This window comes from Lysobacter rhizosphaerae (genome assembly GCF_054779795.1).
In genome coordinates this window covers 57,402-71,827 of record NZ_BAAGXO010000010.1, presented here as the reverse complement: position 1 = coordinate 71,827, position 14,426 = coordinate 57,402, and the positions used below count along the sequence as shown (strand labels likewise).

General features: G+C 67.3%; 20 protein-coding genes. 8 read left to right on the top strand and 12 right to left on the bottom strand.

What is annotated here, in order from left to right; all coding sequences use genetic code 11:
* Positions 1 to 80: 80 nt before the first annotated feature.
* The gene (gene minC, locus ACYVGE_RS13955; protein WP_460730737.1) at positions 81 to 863 is read right to left on the bottom strand and encodes a septum site-determining protein MinC; all 783 of its coding nucleotides are present in this window, start codon (positions 861 to 863) and stop codon (positions 81 to 83) included.
* 49 nt (positions 864 to 912) lie between these two features.
* Positions 913 to 1,518 carry a GNAT family N-acetyltransferase gene (locus tag ACYVGE_RS13950; RefSeq protein WP_310053611.1) on the bottom strand — a complete coding sequence of 202 codons (606 nt, stop codon included), beginning with the start codon at positions 1,516 to 1,518 and terminating at the stop codon, positions 913 to 915.
* Between the two features lie 199 nt (positions 1,519 to 1,717).
* Between ACYVGE_RS13950 and ACYVGE_RS13945 the strand changes: the two genes are divergently transcribed.
* The 6 genes from ACYVGE_RS13945 to ACYVGE_RS13920 all read left to right on the top strand — a co-directional run bounded on the left by ACYVGE_RS13945 (position 1,718) and on the right by ACYVGE_RS13920 (position 6,669).
* Positions 1,718 to 2,926, top strand: coding sequence for a sensor histidine kinase (locus ACYVGE_RS13945; protein ID WP_310053610.1), 1,209 nt, complete (start codon positions 1,718 to 1,720; stop codon positions 2,924 to 2,926).
* Positions 2,923 to 3,576: a response regulator transcription factor gene (locus ACYVGE_RS13940; RefSeq protein ID WP_310053609.1), complete on the top strand. Its 654-nt coding sequence runs from the start codon at positions 2,923 to 2,925 to the stop codon at positions 3,574 to 3,576. The genes ACYVGE_RS13945 and ACYVGE_RS13940 overlap by 4 nt, the downstream gene beginning before the upstream one ends.
* Positions 3,577 to 3,985: 409 nt before the next feature.
* Positions 3,986 to 5,065, top strand: coding sequence for a polyketide cyclase (locus ACYVGE_RS13935; protein WP_457097958.1), 1,080 nt, complete (start codon positions 3,986 to 3,988; stop codon positions 5,063 to 5,065).
* Positions 5,066 to 5,170: 105 nt separating this feature from the next.
* Complete coding sequence (locus ACYVGE_RS13930; protein ID WP_460730736.1) at positions 5,171 to 5,539, top strand: DUF423 domain-containing protein; 369 nt, start codon at positions 5,171 to 5,173, stop codon at positions 5,537 to 5,539.
* Between the two features lie 2 nt (positions 5,540 to 5,541).
* Complete coding sequence (locus ACYVGE_RS13925) at positions 5,542 to 6,216, top strand: DNA-3-methyladenine glycosylase family protein (RefSeq protein WP_460730735.1); 675 nt, start codon at positions 5,542 to 5,544, stop codon at positions 6,214 to 6,216.
* A 66-nt stretch (positions 6,217 to 6,282) separates the two neighbouring features.
* Complete coding sequence (locus ACYVGE_RS13920; RefSeq protein ID WP_460730734.1) at positions 6,283 to 6,669, top strand: hypothetical protein; 387 nt, start codon at positions 6,283 to 6,285, stop codon at positions 6,667 to 6,669.
* Between the two features lie 30 nt (positions 6,670 to 6,699).
* Here ACYVGE_RS13920 and ACYVGE_RS13915 read toward each other — a convergent pair whose 3' ends face one another.
* The 7 genes from ACYVGE_RS13915 to ACYVGE_RS13885 form a co-directional block, all read right to left on the bottom strand.
* Positions 6,700 to 7,500: a M15 family metallopeptidase gene (locus ACYVGE_RS13915; RefSeq protein ID WP_460730733.1), complete on the bottom strand. Its 801-nt coding sequence runs from the start codon at positions 7,498 to 7,500 to the stop codon at positions 6,700 to 6,702.
* Positions 7,501 to 7,509: 9 nt separating this feature from the next.
* A complete protein-coding gene (locus ACYVGE_RS13910) occupies positions 7,510 to 7,848 on the bottom strand; it encodes a PH domain-containing protein (protein WP_460730732.1) in 339 nt (112 codons plus the stop codon).
* A 99-nt stretch (positions 7,849 to 7,947) separates the two neighbouring features.
* The gene (locus ACYVGE_RS13905) at positions 7,948 to 8,073 is read right to left on the bottom strand and encodes a hypothetical protein (protein WP_460730731.1); all 126 of its coding nucleotides are present in this window, start codon (positions 8,071 to 8,073) and stop codon (positions 7,948 to 7,950) included.
* A gap of 145 nt (positions 8,074 to 8,218) precedes the next feature.
* Positions 8,219 to 8,404 (bottom strand): hypothetical protein, encoded by a 186-nt coding sequence (locus tag ACYVGE_RS13900; protein WP_460730730.1) that lies wholly within the window; start codon positions 8,402 to 8,404, stop codon positions 8,219 to 8,221.
* A 2-nt stretch (positions 8,405 to 8,406) separates the two neighbouring features.
* The gene (locus ACYVGE_RS13895; RefSeq protein WP_460730729.1) at positions 8,407 to 8,595 is read right to left on the bottom strand and encodes a type II toxin-antitoxin system antitoxin; all 189 of its coding nucleotides are present in this window, start codon (positions 8,593 to 8,595) and stop codon (positions 8,407 to 8,409) included.
* Between the two features lie 99 nt (positions 8,596 to 8,694).
* Positions 8,695 to 9,585: an SPFH domain-containing protein gene (locus tag ACYVGE_RS13890; RefSeq protein ID WP_460730728.1), complete on the bottom strand. Its 891-nt coding sequence runs from the start codon at positions 9,583 to 9,585 to the stop codon at positions 8,695 to 8,697.
* A gap of 97 nt (positions 9,586 to 9,682) precedes the next feature.
* Positions 9,683 to 10,594 carry a hypothetical protein gene (locus tag ACYVGE_RS13885; RefSeq protein ID WP_460730727.1) on the bottom strand — a complete coding sequence of 304 codons (912 nt, stop codon included), beginning with the start codon at positions 10,592 to 10,594 and terminating at the stop codon, positions 9,683 to 9,685.
* Between the two features lie 88 nt (positions 10,595 to 10,682).
* Here ACYVGE_RS13885 and purT point away from each other — a divergent pair, with 88 nt between their 5' ends.
* Together purT and ACYVGE_RS13875 are read left to right on the top strand one after the other, a co-directional pair.
* A complete protein-coding gene (purT, locus tag ACYVGE_RS13880; protein ID WP_460730726.1) occupies positions 10,683 to 11,882 on the top strand; it encodes a formate-dependent phosphoribosylglycinamide formyltransferase in 1,200 nt (399 codons plus the stop codon).
* Positions 11,883 to 11,896: 14 nt separating this feature from the next.
* Positions 11,897 to 12,286 carry a hypothetical protein gene (locus tag ACYVGE_RS13875; RefSeq protein ID WP_460730725.1) on the top strand — a complete coding sequence of 130 codons (390 nt, stop codon included), beginning with the start codon at positions 11,897 to 11,899 and terminating at the stop codon, positions 12,284 to 12,286.
* Positions 12,287 to 12,295: 9 nt separating this feature from the next.
* Here ACYVGE_RS13875 and ACYVGE_RS13870 read toward each other — a convergent pair whose 3' ends face one another.
* The 3 genes from ACYVGE_RS13870 to ACYVGE_RS13860 all read right to left on the bottom strand — a co-directional run bounded on the left by ACYVGE_RS13870 (position 12,296) and on the right by ACYVGE_RS13860 (position 14,423).
* Positions 12,296 to 12,628, bottom strand: coding sequence for a hypothetical protein (locus tag ACYVGE_RS13870; RefSeq protein WP_460730724.1), 333 nt, complete (start codon positions 12,626 to 12,628; stop codon positions 12,296 to 12,298).
* Positions 12,629 to 12,724: 96 nt separating this feature from the next.
* Complete coding sequence (locus ACYVGE_RS13865; RefSeq protein ID WP_460730723.1) at positions 12,725 to 13,474, bottom strand: arginyltransferase; 750 nt, start codon at positions 13,472 to 13,474, stop codon at positions 12,725 to 12,727.
* A 103-nt stretch (positions 13,475 to 13,577) separates the two neighbouring features.
* Complete coding sequence (locus ACYVGE_RS13860) at positions 13,578 to 14,423, bottom strand: hypothetical protein (protein ID WP_460730722.1); 846 nt, start codon at positions 14,421 to 14,423, stop codon at positions 13,578 to 13,580.
* Positions 14,424 to 14,426: the final 3 nt, after the last annotated feature.

The following is a 14,426-nucleotide window of genomic DNA, read 5'->3' as shown; positions in this document are numbered from 1 at the left end:
AATGCCGGGGATCGAGGCCCCGTTCTTGTAGTAGCACTATGTACAACAAAAACACGCCGGGCAGGCCCGGCGTGCGTGAATCAGTCAAGCGCGGCGATCTTCAGGTCCTCGCCCTCCAGCCAGATCTGCACGGCCTTGCCGCGCAATTCCTTCGGGATGTCTTCCAGGACCTTGTAGCGGCCCGCGATCGCGACGAGTTCGGCGTGGAACTCGCGGCAGAAGATGCGCGCCTGTTCCCAGCCCTGCGCGCCGGCGAGGGCGCGACCGCGCAAGGGGCCATAGATGTGGATGGAGCCGTCGGCCATCACCTCGGCGCCGGCGCCGATGGTGGTCAGTACGCTCAGGTCGCGGTTGGCGGCATAGACCTGTTGGCCGGAGCGCACGGGCGTCGACTGGATGAGGCCGGGCGCAGTCGGGGCGACTTGTGCGGGGACGGGGTGTGTCGGGGCGGGCTCCGCCTTCGCCTTGGGTTCCTGCTTGGCGCGCGGAGCGGGTGCCGGAGGTGCTTCGGCTTCGCCATCGCGCTCGTAGGACGCACGGAACTTGGCCAGGAGCGGCAGGTCGAGCTGCTCGGACAGGCGCTCGATCTCGCTGGTGCCGTAGGCGAGCGCGACCGGCAGCACGCCGGCATCGCGCAGACCGTCGATCAGCCGGCGCGCGGTGTCGACGTCGGGAGCCTGCGTCAGGCCGCCGAAATCGATCACCACCGCCGCACGCGCGAACAGCTTGGGCGCGCGCTGCACGCGCCCGCGCATTTCCTCGATGAGGCGCGGAACGTCGAGGCTGCGGATGCGGAGATTGGCGATGCCTACCTGGCCGATCTTGAGATCGCCGGCCAGCTCGTAGTCGACCGCCACGCTCACGTGCCCACCATGGACAGCGGCGTCGCGGACGTTGTCATGGGCGACGACGTCATGGACGGGTTCCGGTTGCGCGCGGCGGGACGTGGCCGTTCAGGGCACGCGGCTGGCTCAGCCATGCCACATCGGGAAGCTGGTCGCCGTAGGTGTCGTGCACCCAGGCGTAGCTGCACAGCGGCTTCATCAGCATCGCCGCGCGCACGCCGGTTTCATCCATCACGTGCTGGCCGACCTCGCGGAAGCCGAAGCTGCCATGGAACAACAGCACCGGGTCGTTGGTGCCATCGAGGAATACTTCGCAGGCCATGTGCGGGTAGCGGAGCTCGGCATAGCTTTGCGCGTCGGCGTAGAACGCGCGGCCGACACCGCCACCGCGGCGGCGGCTCGCCACCACGATGCGGTCGATGTAGAAGAACTCCGGGTAGCGCTCGCGGAACCAGCGGAAATTGCTGCTGTCGTGCTGCGTACCCGAACCCATCCCGATCAGGAAACCCGCCAGCGTCCCGTCACGTTCGGCAACGCGGAAGTACTCGGCGTGATCGAAGAAGTGGCGCAGTCGCGTCGCGTCCAGCGGCAAGATCGCGGGTCCGGCGGCGTTGTTGAGAGCGAGGACGGAATCCAGCTCGTGCTCACGCACGTCGCGGACAACGATCGACATTTCGTCGTAACTCCATGGTTCTGGCCGGCAGCGGCCCTGGTGCCGTCGGCCGGGCGATTATCGCATGCCGGCAGGCACGGCGAGCGGGGGCCCCCCGACGAAGTTCGTGCCGGGTCGTGCTGGCGTGGGTGTCGCTCCCGGCGCCCGTGCATGACTTTCGGACGGCTCCGCTACAGGAGGTAGTGGTTAGCATGGGTTCATGCTTTCCCGACTCAACCATTCGCGCCTGCTGCGCTACGCCGGTCTCTTCACCTGGGGGGCGGTGGGCCTGTGGTTGCTGAACGTCTGGCTGGACCCGACCTTCGTGCCGCCCGAGCCGGGCGAGGTGCTGAGCCTGCGCATCATGCGCTGGCTGGCGGTCTACCTGGTCTTCGGCGTCGTCTACTGGTGGATCACGCGGTCGCTGGGCCAGCGCCGCCCGGGCTTCGCCGACCACGCCCTGTTGCTGGTGCTAACCGCCTGCGCGATCGGGGTGAGTTATTTCTCCGGCTCCGGCCTGGGCAGCATCCTGCTGATGGTGCTGGCGGGGCTGCTGCCCTGGCTGCTGCGGTTGCCGGTTGGCATGGCCTGGCTGATCGCCAGCAACCTCGCCACCGTGCCCGTGTTCGTCAACGCGCTGGATTTCCCGCCCATGATCGGGGTCCTGCAATCGCTGCTGTACCTGGGGTTCTCCAGCTTCGTCTTCGTGACCGCGCTCGTCGCCCGCCAGCAGGCCGAAGCCCGCGAGGAACAGCGCCGCCTGAATGCCGAACTGCGCGCCACCCGCGCCCTGCTGGGCGAAAGCGTGCGCGTCAACGAGCGCACCCGCATCTCCCGCGAGCTGCATGACCTGCTCGGCCACCACCTCACCGCACTGAGCCTGAACCTCGAAGTCGCCAGCCACCTCGCGCCGGAAGGCCGGGCGCGCGAGCACGTCCAGCAGGCCCACACGCTGGCGAAGTTGCTGCTGACCGACGTGCGCGAAGCCGTCAGCCAGCTGCGCGAGGGCGGGGCGATCGACCTCGCCGCCGCGCTCACGCCGTTGTCTGAGAACGTTCCCGCCATCGACATCCACATGGATATCGAAACTCCGCTTACCCTGGACGATCCCGAGCGCGCCCACGTGCTGCTGCGCTGCACCCAGGAAATCATCACCAATACGGTTCGGCACGCCCACGCGCACAACCTCTGGATCCATGCGCGCCGCGAGGGTGGCAACATCGTGGTGGACGCACGCGACGACGGGCGCGGCGCGGATGCATTGGTGGCTGGCAATGGGCTGCGCGGCATGCGCGAGCGCCTGGTCCAGCATGGCGGCGACCTGAGCATCGAAACCCAACCCCGACCCCATCCCGAAGCGGGATTCCGCCTGCGGCTGACGCTGCCGGCATCGGCCACCCTGGCCGCAAGCGAAGGAGCGATTGCATGAGTGAAAAGAGCATCCGTGTGCTGCTGGTGGACGACCAGACCCTGGTGCGCCAGGGCGTGCGTTCGTTGCTGGCCCTGGCAGAAGGCATCGAGGTGGTTGCCGAAGCCAGCGACGGCAAGCAGGCAGTGGACGTGATTCCGCAGGTCCAGCCCGACGTGGTGCTGATGGACATGCGCATGCCGGTGATGTCGGGCCTCGAGGCCCTGCAGGCGCTGGCACGCACGAATTCGTTGCCTCCGACGATCATCCTCACCACCTTCGACGACGACCAGCTGGTGCTGGCCGGCCTGAAGGCGGGCGCCAAGGGCTACCTGCTCAAGGACGTGTCGCTGGAACAGCTGGTCGGTGCCATCCAGACCGTGGCCGACGGTGGTTCGCTGGTGCAGCCGGCGATGACCCAGCGCCTGCTCTCCGGCCTGGAACATATGCGTAACGACTTCGTCAGCCTGGATCGTCCCGACCCGTTGACGGAGCGTGAAACCGAGATCCTGCGCCTGATGGCGGGTGGTTTCTCCAACAAGGAGATCGCCAATTCCCTGGGCGTGGCCGAGGGCACGATCAAGAACCATGTGTCGAACATCCTGTCCAAGCTCGGCGTACGTGATCGCACCCGGGCCGTACTCAAGGCGTTCGAGCTGCAACTGGTGTGACCGACAGGATGCCCGGCCCGGCGCAGCGCGCCGGGCGTTCGCGGCCGCGCGAGCCAGTTGGCTCGCAAGCAGCGGCCGCTCACCCTGTCCAAGCTCGGCGTGCGTGATCGCACCCGGGCCGTACTCAAGGCGTTCGAGCTGCAACTGGTCTGACCACAGGATGCCGGCCCGGCGCAGCGCGCCGGGCACTGGCGGCAGGGGCGGCCCCGGCGCGCCCCACGCTCGTTGCCCGCCGATGGGACCGTGCCGCAACCTTGACCGCCTTTGCGTTTCGTGGCGGTCCGGGCGGTTTCCGGCCCCGGGACCCGCCCCATCACCCGCTTCCCTGCTGCCTTGCGGGCACCGGCTGCGGTACGATTGTCGACTTGCGCCCCGGCCGATTGCCGAGACCGGGCCCTGGAGAACCTGAATGACCCGTCTGCTCGAGATCCTGATTTCCCTGGCGATCGTCGCCGTGCTGTTTACTGTCGTCGGCTTCATCCTGCCGTCGAGCCGTCATCTGGAAAACTCGGTTGAGACCAACCGCAAGATGACCATCGTGTTCGACACCTTGAACAGCGTGCGCCGCTTCAAGGACTGGAACCCCGCTGTCGCCGGCGATCCCAAGATCAAGATCAACCTGTCGGGCCCGGAAACGGGCGTGGGCGCCAAGGTCAGCTGGGATTCCGAAGAAAAGGCCCTGGGCCAGGGCAACTGGGCCATCACCAAGAGCGTGCCGGGCCAGGTGGTCGAATACGCGATCGAAGACGTCGACCGCGGCCATAACAAGCGTTCGGAATTCACCTTCTCCAAGACGGGCAAGGCCGGCCGCAACATCCAGATCACCCAGAGCTACGACGTCGACTACGGCATGAACCTGCTCGGCCGCTACTCGGGCCTGTATGTCACCAGCAACGTCGGCGAGAAGATGAAGCTCGGCCTGAGCAGCCTGAGCAACATGCTGGCCACGATCCCGAACCTCGACTACACCGTCCTGGGCAAGGACGATCCGACGATGGCGCCGCGCCTTGTCGATCGCCCGGCCGAGAACCTGCTGGTGCTCAATGCCGCGGTTCCGCTGAACCAGATCACGATCCAGACCCAGATGAAGACCAACATCGAGTGGATCAAGAAGAACATGGCCGCCAACGGCCTTGAGGCCGCCGGCCCGGTGCGCATCATCACCAACGAATACGGCAGCCAGATCTACTCGTTCGACGTCGCCCAGCCGGTCCGCAAGGCCGGTACGGATGCGAGCGCCAAGCTGGAAGGCCTGAACCTGGCCAACAACGTCGAGCTGCTCTACAACCCGCCGAGCAAGATCGCCATGGTTCCGTTCAAGGGCCACATGTCGAACCTGCAGAACGTGCGTGATGCGCTGCGCGCCTGGACGATGACCCGCGGTTATGAGCCGACCGATCGCGCCTACGAGTCCTGGAAGGCCGGCATCGACGCCGGCTTCGCCCCGGGCCAGGAAGGCGAGTACGACGTGGTCTGGTCGGTGAAGTAAGCAACACACCCGATCGGTTCCGCCAGAACGCCGCGCATTGCGCGGCGTTCTGCTTTTCAGGCCCCGGCACTACAAAGGTCCGGCGTGCCGACTTATCGTGCGGGCATGCATACCCCCAACGAACTGGCAGCACGCCTGCGCCTGTTGACCGCTACCGGCGCCGTGCTCGCCGCCGCGGCCGTCGCCTTGTCGGCCTATGCCGCCCACGCTGCGCAGGGCGACGCGCAGGCATCGCTATACGTCGCGTCGATCCTGGCCTTCGGTCATGGCATCGCCCTCGTGGCATTGGCGCCGCGCACGCCGACCCAACTCCATTTCCTAGCGCTGTGCGGCCTGCTGCTTGGCACTCTGCTGTTTTCCGGCAGCCTGGTGCTGCACCACGTGCTCGAGCTGCCCGTACGCCTGGCACCCCTGGGCGGCAGCGTGCTGATCCTGTCCTGGCTGCTGTACGCAGTCGCGGCCCTGAGGCGCTGACGATGCCCCGGCACAGCCGCGGATTCGACACCGGGGCCGCCTTCGCGCACCTGGCGAAGCGGGATCGGAAGCTTGGCACCTGGATGAAAAAGTTGGGCCCGATCGAGCCCGACGCGCGGTGGCGCAAATCCTTTGATCCGGTCGACGCGCTGGCGCGGGCGATCCTGTACCAGCAGCTCAGCGGCAAGGCCGCGGCGACGATCGTGGGCCGCGTCGAAATCGCGATCGACAGCAAGCGCTTCCATTGCGACACGCTGGCCAGGATCGATGACGTTGGCCTGCGCGCCTGCGGCGTGTCCGGCAACAAGGCCCTGGCCCTGCGCGATCTCGCCGCCCGCGAAGCGCGGGGCGAAATCCCCGACCTGCGCCGCATGAGCACGATGGACAACGACGCCATCATCGATGCGCTCACGCATATCCGCGGCATCGGCCGCTGGACGGTCGAGATGATGCTGATGTTCCGGCTCGGCCGCCCCGACGTGCTGCCCGTGGATGACCTCGGCGTGCGCAAGGGCGCGCAGGTGGTGGACAAGCTCGACGAGATGCTCAAGCCGAAGGAACTGCTGGAACGAGGCGAATGCTGGGGGCCCTACCGCACCTACGCCAGCCTGTACCTGTGGCGCATTGCCGACGCCGGGGTGAAGGCGAAAGAGCCGACCAGGCGCTCGCAGGAATGACCTGTCGCTGACGTGCCCTGCGCTACGCTGGCCGGCATCACGGCGGGCTGTGTCCCGGAGGTGGTCATGGATAAGCGGAACCGGAAATGGGCCGCAGCAGTGGCGTTGGGCGCGCTGCTAGCGATGACGGGTGCGGTGGCCAGTCCATCCAACAAATGGCGGATTCAGGTCAGCGGCGGCGCGGAGAGCGCAGGCACCATCGTCCTGCAGATCGCGCCCGTTGACGGGCCTGCAGAGTCCGTGACGGTGGAGGTGGCCGACGGCACCGGCGAAAACCAGGTGGCGAAAACCATCCGCGATGCCATCCGCGGCCAACTGGGCCAGCGCTACAAGGCGGAAGTGGATGACGGCGAAGACGTCCTGGTGAAGCAGGGCAGGGGCGGCGCGAAATTCGACCTCACCCTCACCAGCAGCACCGTCCAGGGCGTGCGCCTGAGCTTCGACAAGGAATAGGCACCACCGGGCTTCGCGCGTTGCTGCGGGTCAATGCCCCTCGAACCGCCAGTGCCACGGTTCGTAGACGATCCCGTGCGGGTTGTCGCGCGGATAGCTCATCACGAAGCCGTATCCGGACGCGTTGTCGCGCAGCCACGCAAACGCCGGCGTGCGTTCGAAGCTTTCTTCCGCAGGCGCTTCGTCCAACGTGCCGATGTCGAGCGCGCGCCCGGAATGGTGTTCGCTGTAGCCCGGCGCCGCGTTGACGGTGAGGATCTCCTCGACGCTGAGTCCGCGCGCCCGTTTCCGCTCGAAGATGCCCAGCTGGTAGTCGTGGCTGCGATAACCCGAGATCGCTTCCAGCACCACGCCCTCGTGCATCGCGGCGGCCTGCATCGAGTGCCAGGCGCGCGCAGCGGGAGAAACGAGCCATAAGGGGCGGCGATAGCGGTCGAAGCCAGCGAGGGCAAGTGCCGCGGGTTCGGCCACGAGCGGCAGGTGGGTGCGTTCGCCGTAACTGTCGTCCAGCCCGAGCGCGTGCAGGCGTTCCTGCAGGAAGTCGAGCGGCAGTTCGCCGATGGCGTCGATGCCGACGCGGCGGTGTTCGGTCAAGTGGTCGAGTGCGCCCAGCGCGATTTCGATGCCTGGTTCGTGCCGCAACCGTGGCACCATCGCGAGCAGGCCTTCGGGCAGGTCGGCGGCGAGATAGAGACCGTCGCGTTTGCGACGCAGCACGTGTCGCGCCCGCGACAGCGCCCTCGCATCGTGATTGCTGCGCGCGCTCAACAGCCCGCCCGGCCAGATTTCGATGTCCGGCGTGTTGATCAGCAGTCGGGAGGAGCGCCGCATGGGCGCAGGTTAGCCCGGGTCACGTCGTGGCGCCATCGCGTTGAGGGCCGCCAGCAGGGTCTGCGGTTGCTGCAACGACAGCAGCAGATGCGGCCCATCGCGTTCCGGCAACCAGAGCACGCGTTGGCGCGCGGTCAGCAGGTAGAAGCCCTTGCCCCACTGACGCGTGCGGAACCATCCGGTCTGATAGCCGGGCAGGGAGGCGCCGAGCGTCTTGCGACCGGGCTGGAGTTCGGCGCGTTCTTCCAGGTCGATGATGCGCGCGCGTTCCAGTTCGATCGACGACGCGGGCACGCGACGCGTGTTGAGACCGGCCTTGATCACTAGTACGCCGGCCTCGAGAGCCACCGATCGTCGCCATTGCAGCAGGGATAGCACCGCCACCGCGAGGGCGGCGCCGCAGGTGGCCACCCACAGGGCGGGCGAGAACGGGCTGCCTGCGTTGTTCTACGCGAGCGCGACGGACAATCCCGTGGCGCCCGCCGTGGCGGCAATTGCCAAGGCAATCATTTTTGCCGCCGACGGCGGTGCGATCACGGCATAGCTGTGGCTGGTGGCACGTTGGTCGGCCATCGCGAAGTTCCGGTGATTTCCCCGGGCCGATTGTGGCGGTAGCAGGCGCATCGATGCTGACGCCAGATTCAGTTCTGGGAATTGCCGTCGCGTTGCTCGATGACACGCATCACAGATCCACGTTTGGCGGTCGGATGCTATGCAGTCAGCGCCGCGCTTCGCGCCAGGTCATCAGTGCCAGGGTGCCGGCGACGACGCAGGCGACGCCGCTGGCCCAGAGCGGGATGCTCATGCCATTGACCACGATCTCCCAGCCCAGCAGCACGCGGGCAAGTTGAAGGATGGAGACCAGCCCGAGCAGCAGGCAGGCGAGGGAGGTGAACGGTTTCATGGCTATTCCTCCGGTGGCTCTTCGGTGGACTCCTGGGCGGCGGGTTTCAGCCGCCCCGCCTTGCGCAACGCGTCGCGCAGCACGTATTCGATCTGCGCGTTGAGGCTGCGCAGTTCGTCATCGGCCCAACGCTGCGCCGCCGCCAGGACCTCGGCGTTGATGCGCAGCGGATAGGCCTTTTTCTCCGCCATCGGGGCTTATTTCCCGCGGCGGCGGCTGGCGGCCACAGCGATGAGGATGATCACCGCGATGGTGGCGCACGGAAAGATCGGGTTCATGGCCATGGTTCCTCAGTACAAGGTGCCGGCGTTGACGATCGGCTGGGTGGCGCGCTCGCCGCACAGCACCACCAGCAGGTTACTGACCATCTGCGCCTTGCGCTCTTCGTCGAGTTGCACGACGCCGTTCTTCTGCAGTTCGGCCAGTGCCATCTCCACCATCCCCACGGCGCCGGCGACGATGCGCGTGCGCGCGGCGATGATCGCGTTGGCCTGCTGGCGCTGCAGCATCGCCTGGGCGATTTCCGGCGCGTAGGCGAGGTGGCTGATGCGGGCGTTGAGCACCTGCACGCCGGCATCGGCCAGGCGGTCGGACAGTTCCTGTTCGAGGTGCTGCGAGATCTCGGTGGCATGGCTGCGCAACGCGATCTGGCCGTCCTCGTGCTGGTCGTAGGGATAGCTGGTGGCCATCGTGCGCAGCGCCGACTCGGACTGGATGTGGACGAAGCTCTCGTAGTCGTCGACGTTGTAGACGGCTTCGGCGGAGTCGATCACCTGCCATACGATCACCGCCGCGATCTCGATCGGCGAACCGTCGAGTTCGTTGACCTTGAGCTTGCCGCTCTCGAAGTTGCGCACGCGCTGGCTGATCTTCTTCTTGGTATAGAAGGGGTTGTTCCAGCGCAGGCCGTTGTCCTTGACCGTGCCGACGTACTTGCCGAACAGGCTGAGCACGGCGGCCTGGTTGGGCTCGACCATGTACAGGCCGAACAGGCAGAACACGGCGAGCAGCCCGATCACGACACCCGCAATCGCCATCGCCGGGGAAGCGGCCGTGACGACGTTGGCGTCGCCAACGTTCAAGGCGCCGTGCAGGAACAGGTACACCGCCAGCACTTCGGTGGCGAGGATGCCCAGCAGGGTGGGAATGCCGGGTAATGAGCGAAGCGGGTTCTCTTTCATGGTCGGATCTCCTTTTCCGCAAAACTGTGATATCACTTTGATATCAAGTCAACGGGGATCCGACGGGCGGTGCGGGCCCAGGGGGGCGCCGGAGCCGCTACGGCTTCAGCCGGTACAGCGGCGCGGGAATGAATTCGCCGGTGACGTAGATCGCCTTGCCATTGGCCGACCAGCCCATGGCCTCGGCCTGCGGCAGCCACGGCAGCGCGCTGACCTTGGGTCCTGCGGAGACGGCCTGCGCCCACGACTGGCCATCCCGGCGCGGATACAGCAGCAGGTCGCGGTAGGTCATCACGGCGAGGGTGCGGTCGTCGGGCGAGATGTCGGCGGCGGTGACCTGGTTCATGGTCCGTGCCTGCTTCGGATTGCTGCGCAGTTCGACGGCGCTGGGCTGCGGCACCCCCGCGAGCGTGCCGATCAATTGCGCCGTCTGCACGCCGCTTTGCGGTCGCAACGGCAGGACGAAGACCTCGGGCGGTTGTCGCTTCTTCGAGATCAGCAGGATCTGGCGGGCGCGTTCGTCGACAGCGACGGCCTCGCAGTCGCGCGCACCGTCGGGCCAGCGGAAGGCTATCGACCACGCGGGCTTGAGCCGCGCATTTTCCAGCCGGGCCGGCTCTTCGATCACATGCAGCTGCAACGTGCGGCGCAGGCCGCCGTTGTCGCCCGTGTCGGCGAGCAGCAGGTAGTCGCGGCCCTCGAGGCGGAAGGCCGCCATGTCTTCCCAATCGGTCTTGGTGATGCCTTCGATGCGCAATGTGGCGAGGCGATCGCCATCGGTGTTGACCGCGAACAGGCGTGCCGGATTGCCGCCATCGTCGTGCAGCCACAGCACGTTGCGATGGCGCCGCGATGCGGCGAGGCCGCTGATCTCGGCCAGTTGCGAATCCAGCAGCACGCCGGAGAGCGACCCGCCGCGCGCTTCGTCCGCCTTGCCCGCATCGCGCGAGCAGCCCGCTGCAGCGAGCAGGACGAAGGCGAGCAGCAGGGACAGGCCGATACGCGACATGGCTGAAGCATCGCACGCGTCCCGCGATCCGGCCACGGCAACCGGTGCCGGTAAACTACCCGCCCCACTTGCCGCGCCTTCGACCGCCATGACACAGCTTGGTACGCCGCTGTCCCCGCACGCCTTTCGCGTGCTCCTGCTCGGATCGGGCGAACTCGGCAAGGAAGTGGCGATCGAACTGCAGCGCTTCGGCGTGGAAGTCATCGCCGCCGACCGCTACGCCAACGCACCGGCGATGCAGGTCGCGCACCGCAGCCACGTACTCGACATGCTCGACGGCGCCGCCATCCGCGCATTGATCGCGCAGGAGCGGCCCCACCTGATCGTGCCGGAGATCGAGGCGATCCATACGCAGACCCTGGTGGAACTGGAACGGGAATTCGCCGAACACGGCACGGGCACGCGCGTGATCCCGACCGCGCGCGCGGCCCGGTTGACCATGGACCGCGAGGGCATCCGCCGGCTGGCGGCGGAAACGCTGGGCCTGCCGACGTCGCCCTACCGCTTCGTCGACACGCTCGCGGACTACCGTGAGGCGGTCCGGGCCATCGGCCTGCCGTGCGTGGTGAAGCCGGTCATGTCGTCCTCGGGCAAGGGCCAATCGCTGGTGCGCACCGACGCCGACATCGACGCCGCCTGGGATTACGCGCAGACCGGAGGCCGCGCCGGTGCGGGTCGCGTCATCGTCGAGGGCTTCATCCATTTCGACTACGAGATCACTCTGTTGACCGTGCGCCACCGCGACGGCACCAGCTTCTGCGAGCCGATCGGCCACCTGCAGCGCGACGGCGACTACCGCGAGAGCTGGCAGCCGCAGCCGATGTCGGCACGGGCGCTGGAGCGCGCGCAGCAGATCGCGAAGTCGATCACCGATGACCTCGGCGGCTGGGGCGTGTTCGGCGTGGAGTTGTTCGTGCAGGGCGACGAAGTGTGGTTCAGCGAGGTGTCGCCGCGTCCGCATGACACCGGCCTGGTGACCCTGGTGTCGCAGGACCTGAGCGAGTTCGCGCTGCATGCGCGGGCGATCCTGGGGCTGCCCATCCCGGTTATCCGGCCGCAGGGTGCGTCGGCCTCGTGCGCGGTGCTGGCGCAGGGGCATGGCGTGCCGGTGTTCGCCGGCGTGGATGCCGCCCTGGCGCAGGCCGACACGCAGTTGCGCCTGTTCGGCAAGCCGCGCGTGGAAGGTCACCGCCGTGTCGCGGTTACGCTGGCATTGGCGGATGATGTCGAACAGGCGCGCCAGCGCGCACGTGATGCCGCCGCGGCGCTCACGATCGAATTGGGTTGAACGGAGCAGGTGCCATGAACGATCCGCAAGGCTACTTTGTCTTCTTCCATGCGCAGGCGCTCGAGGCGCTGGGGGCGCCGATCCAGCCCTACCTGCTGGGCGAGGGCGACAACAAGCACATCCTCTGCCGCGAGGTCGACACCGGCGGTGCGCTGATCGAGATGACACTCAGCGGACAGACGCAGGACGGCCGGACGGTGCAGATCGAACTGATGGTGCCGGGCGCGATGGTGCGCATGATCGTGTCGGCGCATGGCGATGAGCAGTTCGGCTTCCAGCCGCGCGTCGTGGCGTCGCCAACCCAGGCATCGCCGGCCTTGGGCCCGGCAACTGCCGCGCCGGCGCAGGCCGCGTCGGCGCAGGCTTCGACCGACGCGCCGACCGGCACGCCGCCCAAGCCCTGACGCGCGTCGCTACAGCGCGCAGCCGTACTTGCTGAACTCTTCGCGCGCGACCTCGTGCGTGATGCCGCAGGCCTGCGGCAGGGTCGCGCGGTGCTGCGGGTCGGCCGCGGCTTCCTTCCACGTGGTGAACATCTGGTGCGCTTCGGCAGTCAGGGCGGCGCGCTTGTCGGCAGGCACCTTTTCCCGGATGCAGGTGTTGACCTGGGCGAGATAGTCGTCGCACTGGATGATGCCGATGACGCTGTCGGCGGGGCTGGACGCATCCTTGGACTCCGCCGGCGAGCATGCGGCGACCACGAGGCACAGCAGGGCAACCGACGGGTACAACGTCTGGATCTTCATGGAAGCGGCTCGCGGTCGTAGGGCCGCGATGCGCAGCCGATGCCGCGTACTTCAGGGCGCGCGTGTTACCGGATCATTAAAGAAAGATGGCAGTGCCTAGCGCGTCTCGAAATCGAGCTCGCGCCACTCGCGTCCGTCGAAGCCTTCGATGGGGCGGAAGCGGCGTTTGTAATCCATCTTGCGGTGGCCGTGGATCCAGTAGCCCAGATACAAGTGAGTGCGCCCGGTGCTGCGTGCCCATTCGATCTGCTTGAGGATCGACAGGGTGCCCAGGCTGCGATGTTCGAGACCGGGTTCGTAGAAGGTATAGACCGCTGAAATCGCCGAATCGACGACGTCGGTGACGGCGACGGCGAGCAGCTGGCCGTGGCCATTGTCGGCATGCTCGCGCAATTCGATGAAACGCCCTTCGCTCCAGCTGCCGACGAGGAACTGGTCGAATTCCAGCGCGCCATGGCCGTCCATGCCGCCGCCCGCATGGCGCGCGGTGAGATAGCGCCGATACAGGGCGAGTTGCTCGTCGGTGCGTTCGGCCGGCCGCACGCGCAAGTCCACGTTCGCGTTGCGGGCGAGGCAACGACGCTGGCTGCGATCGGGGTGGAACCGCGCCACCGGTATGCGCACAGCCACGCAGGCACGGCATTGCGCGCAGTGCGGGCGGTAGACGATGTCGCCGGAGCGGCGGAATCCCCAACCCAGCGCCAACGGGTACCACTGCTGCATGCGCGGGTCGCGCGGATCGAACACGAGGTCGCGTGCGACGCGCTCAGGCCAGTAGCCACACGCATGCTCGGTGGTCTGGAACAGGCGGAAATCGTCTGCGTGCTGGCCGGGGTCGGTGCCCATGGTGGCAGCATAGCGCCGCCGCGCCGGAGTGGCGCGGGCGTGGCGTGAAGTCGGGCTGCCGGGGCGGAGGCCCCGGCATCGTCACGGGAAACGGTCCCGCGGATTACCCGCCCGTGCCGTAGGAGGCGACGTGGCGCAACACTTTCGTAACCTGCCAGGCACCGCCGACGCGCTTCACCTCCAGCGTCTTGTAATGCGCGTACTGGCCATGATGGAAGGATTCGAACTCGACCGTGCCGGCGCCCGGGCCGGTCGGCTTGAACGAGCGCACCGTCACCAGCAGTGCCGGCTTGCCGGTCGTGGCCTGGTAGCTCCCGCGATCGGGATCGAATTCCCGCACGCACTGCGACATCGGCACGACCTCGTTGGTCGGCTGCTTCATGGCGGCGATGACCGCGCCGGAGGCGTCGGCATCGTCGATGGCCAGGCACAGCACCAGCCTTTCCTTCGCCACTTCCTTCGCGAATACGGCCAGCGCCAGCGACTCTGGCGTGCCGCCTGCATGCGCGGCCTTGTCGGACACGACCGGAGCGGCGGGCGCAACCACCTGCCTGGGTGCATAGCAGCCGCGCAGCATCGCCAGCACGATGATCACTGCCATGCCCGCCAGCAGGACCATCTTGAAGCGGAACATGCGTTTCTGCGCGGGCGACTTCTGCACGACGGTTTCGTCGTGGCGGAAACTCAATGGCTGGAAGCTGTCGGTGGGGCGCGTGGATTCGAGCAGGCCGTTGTCGCGCAGGACGTCGCGCGCGCGGATGTGGTCCTCCGAATGCACCGTCCACACCGCCGGCTCCACCGCCGACTGGTCGCTGTAGCTGGCGCGGCTGCGCATCTTGCCCTTGTAGGAGCGGCCGTCGGTGATGCGCACCTCGATGCCGGCGTCGCGCAGCAACTGGGCGACGGCTTCGACGTTCTCGAGGCGAAGACTGCTGAATACCTTGCGCATTGC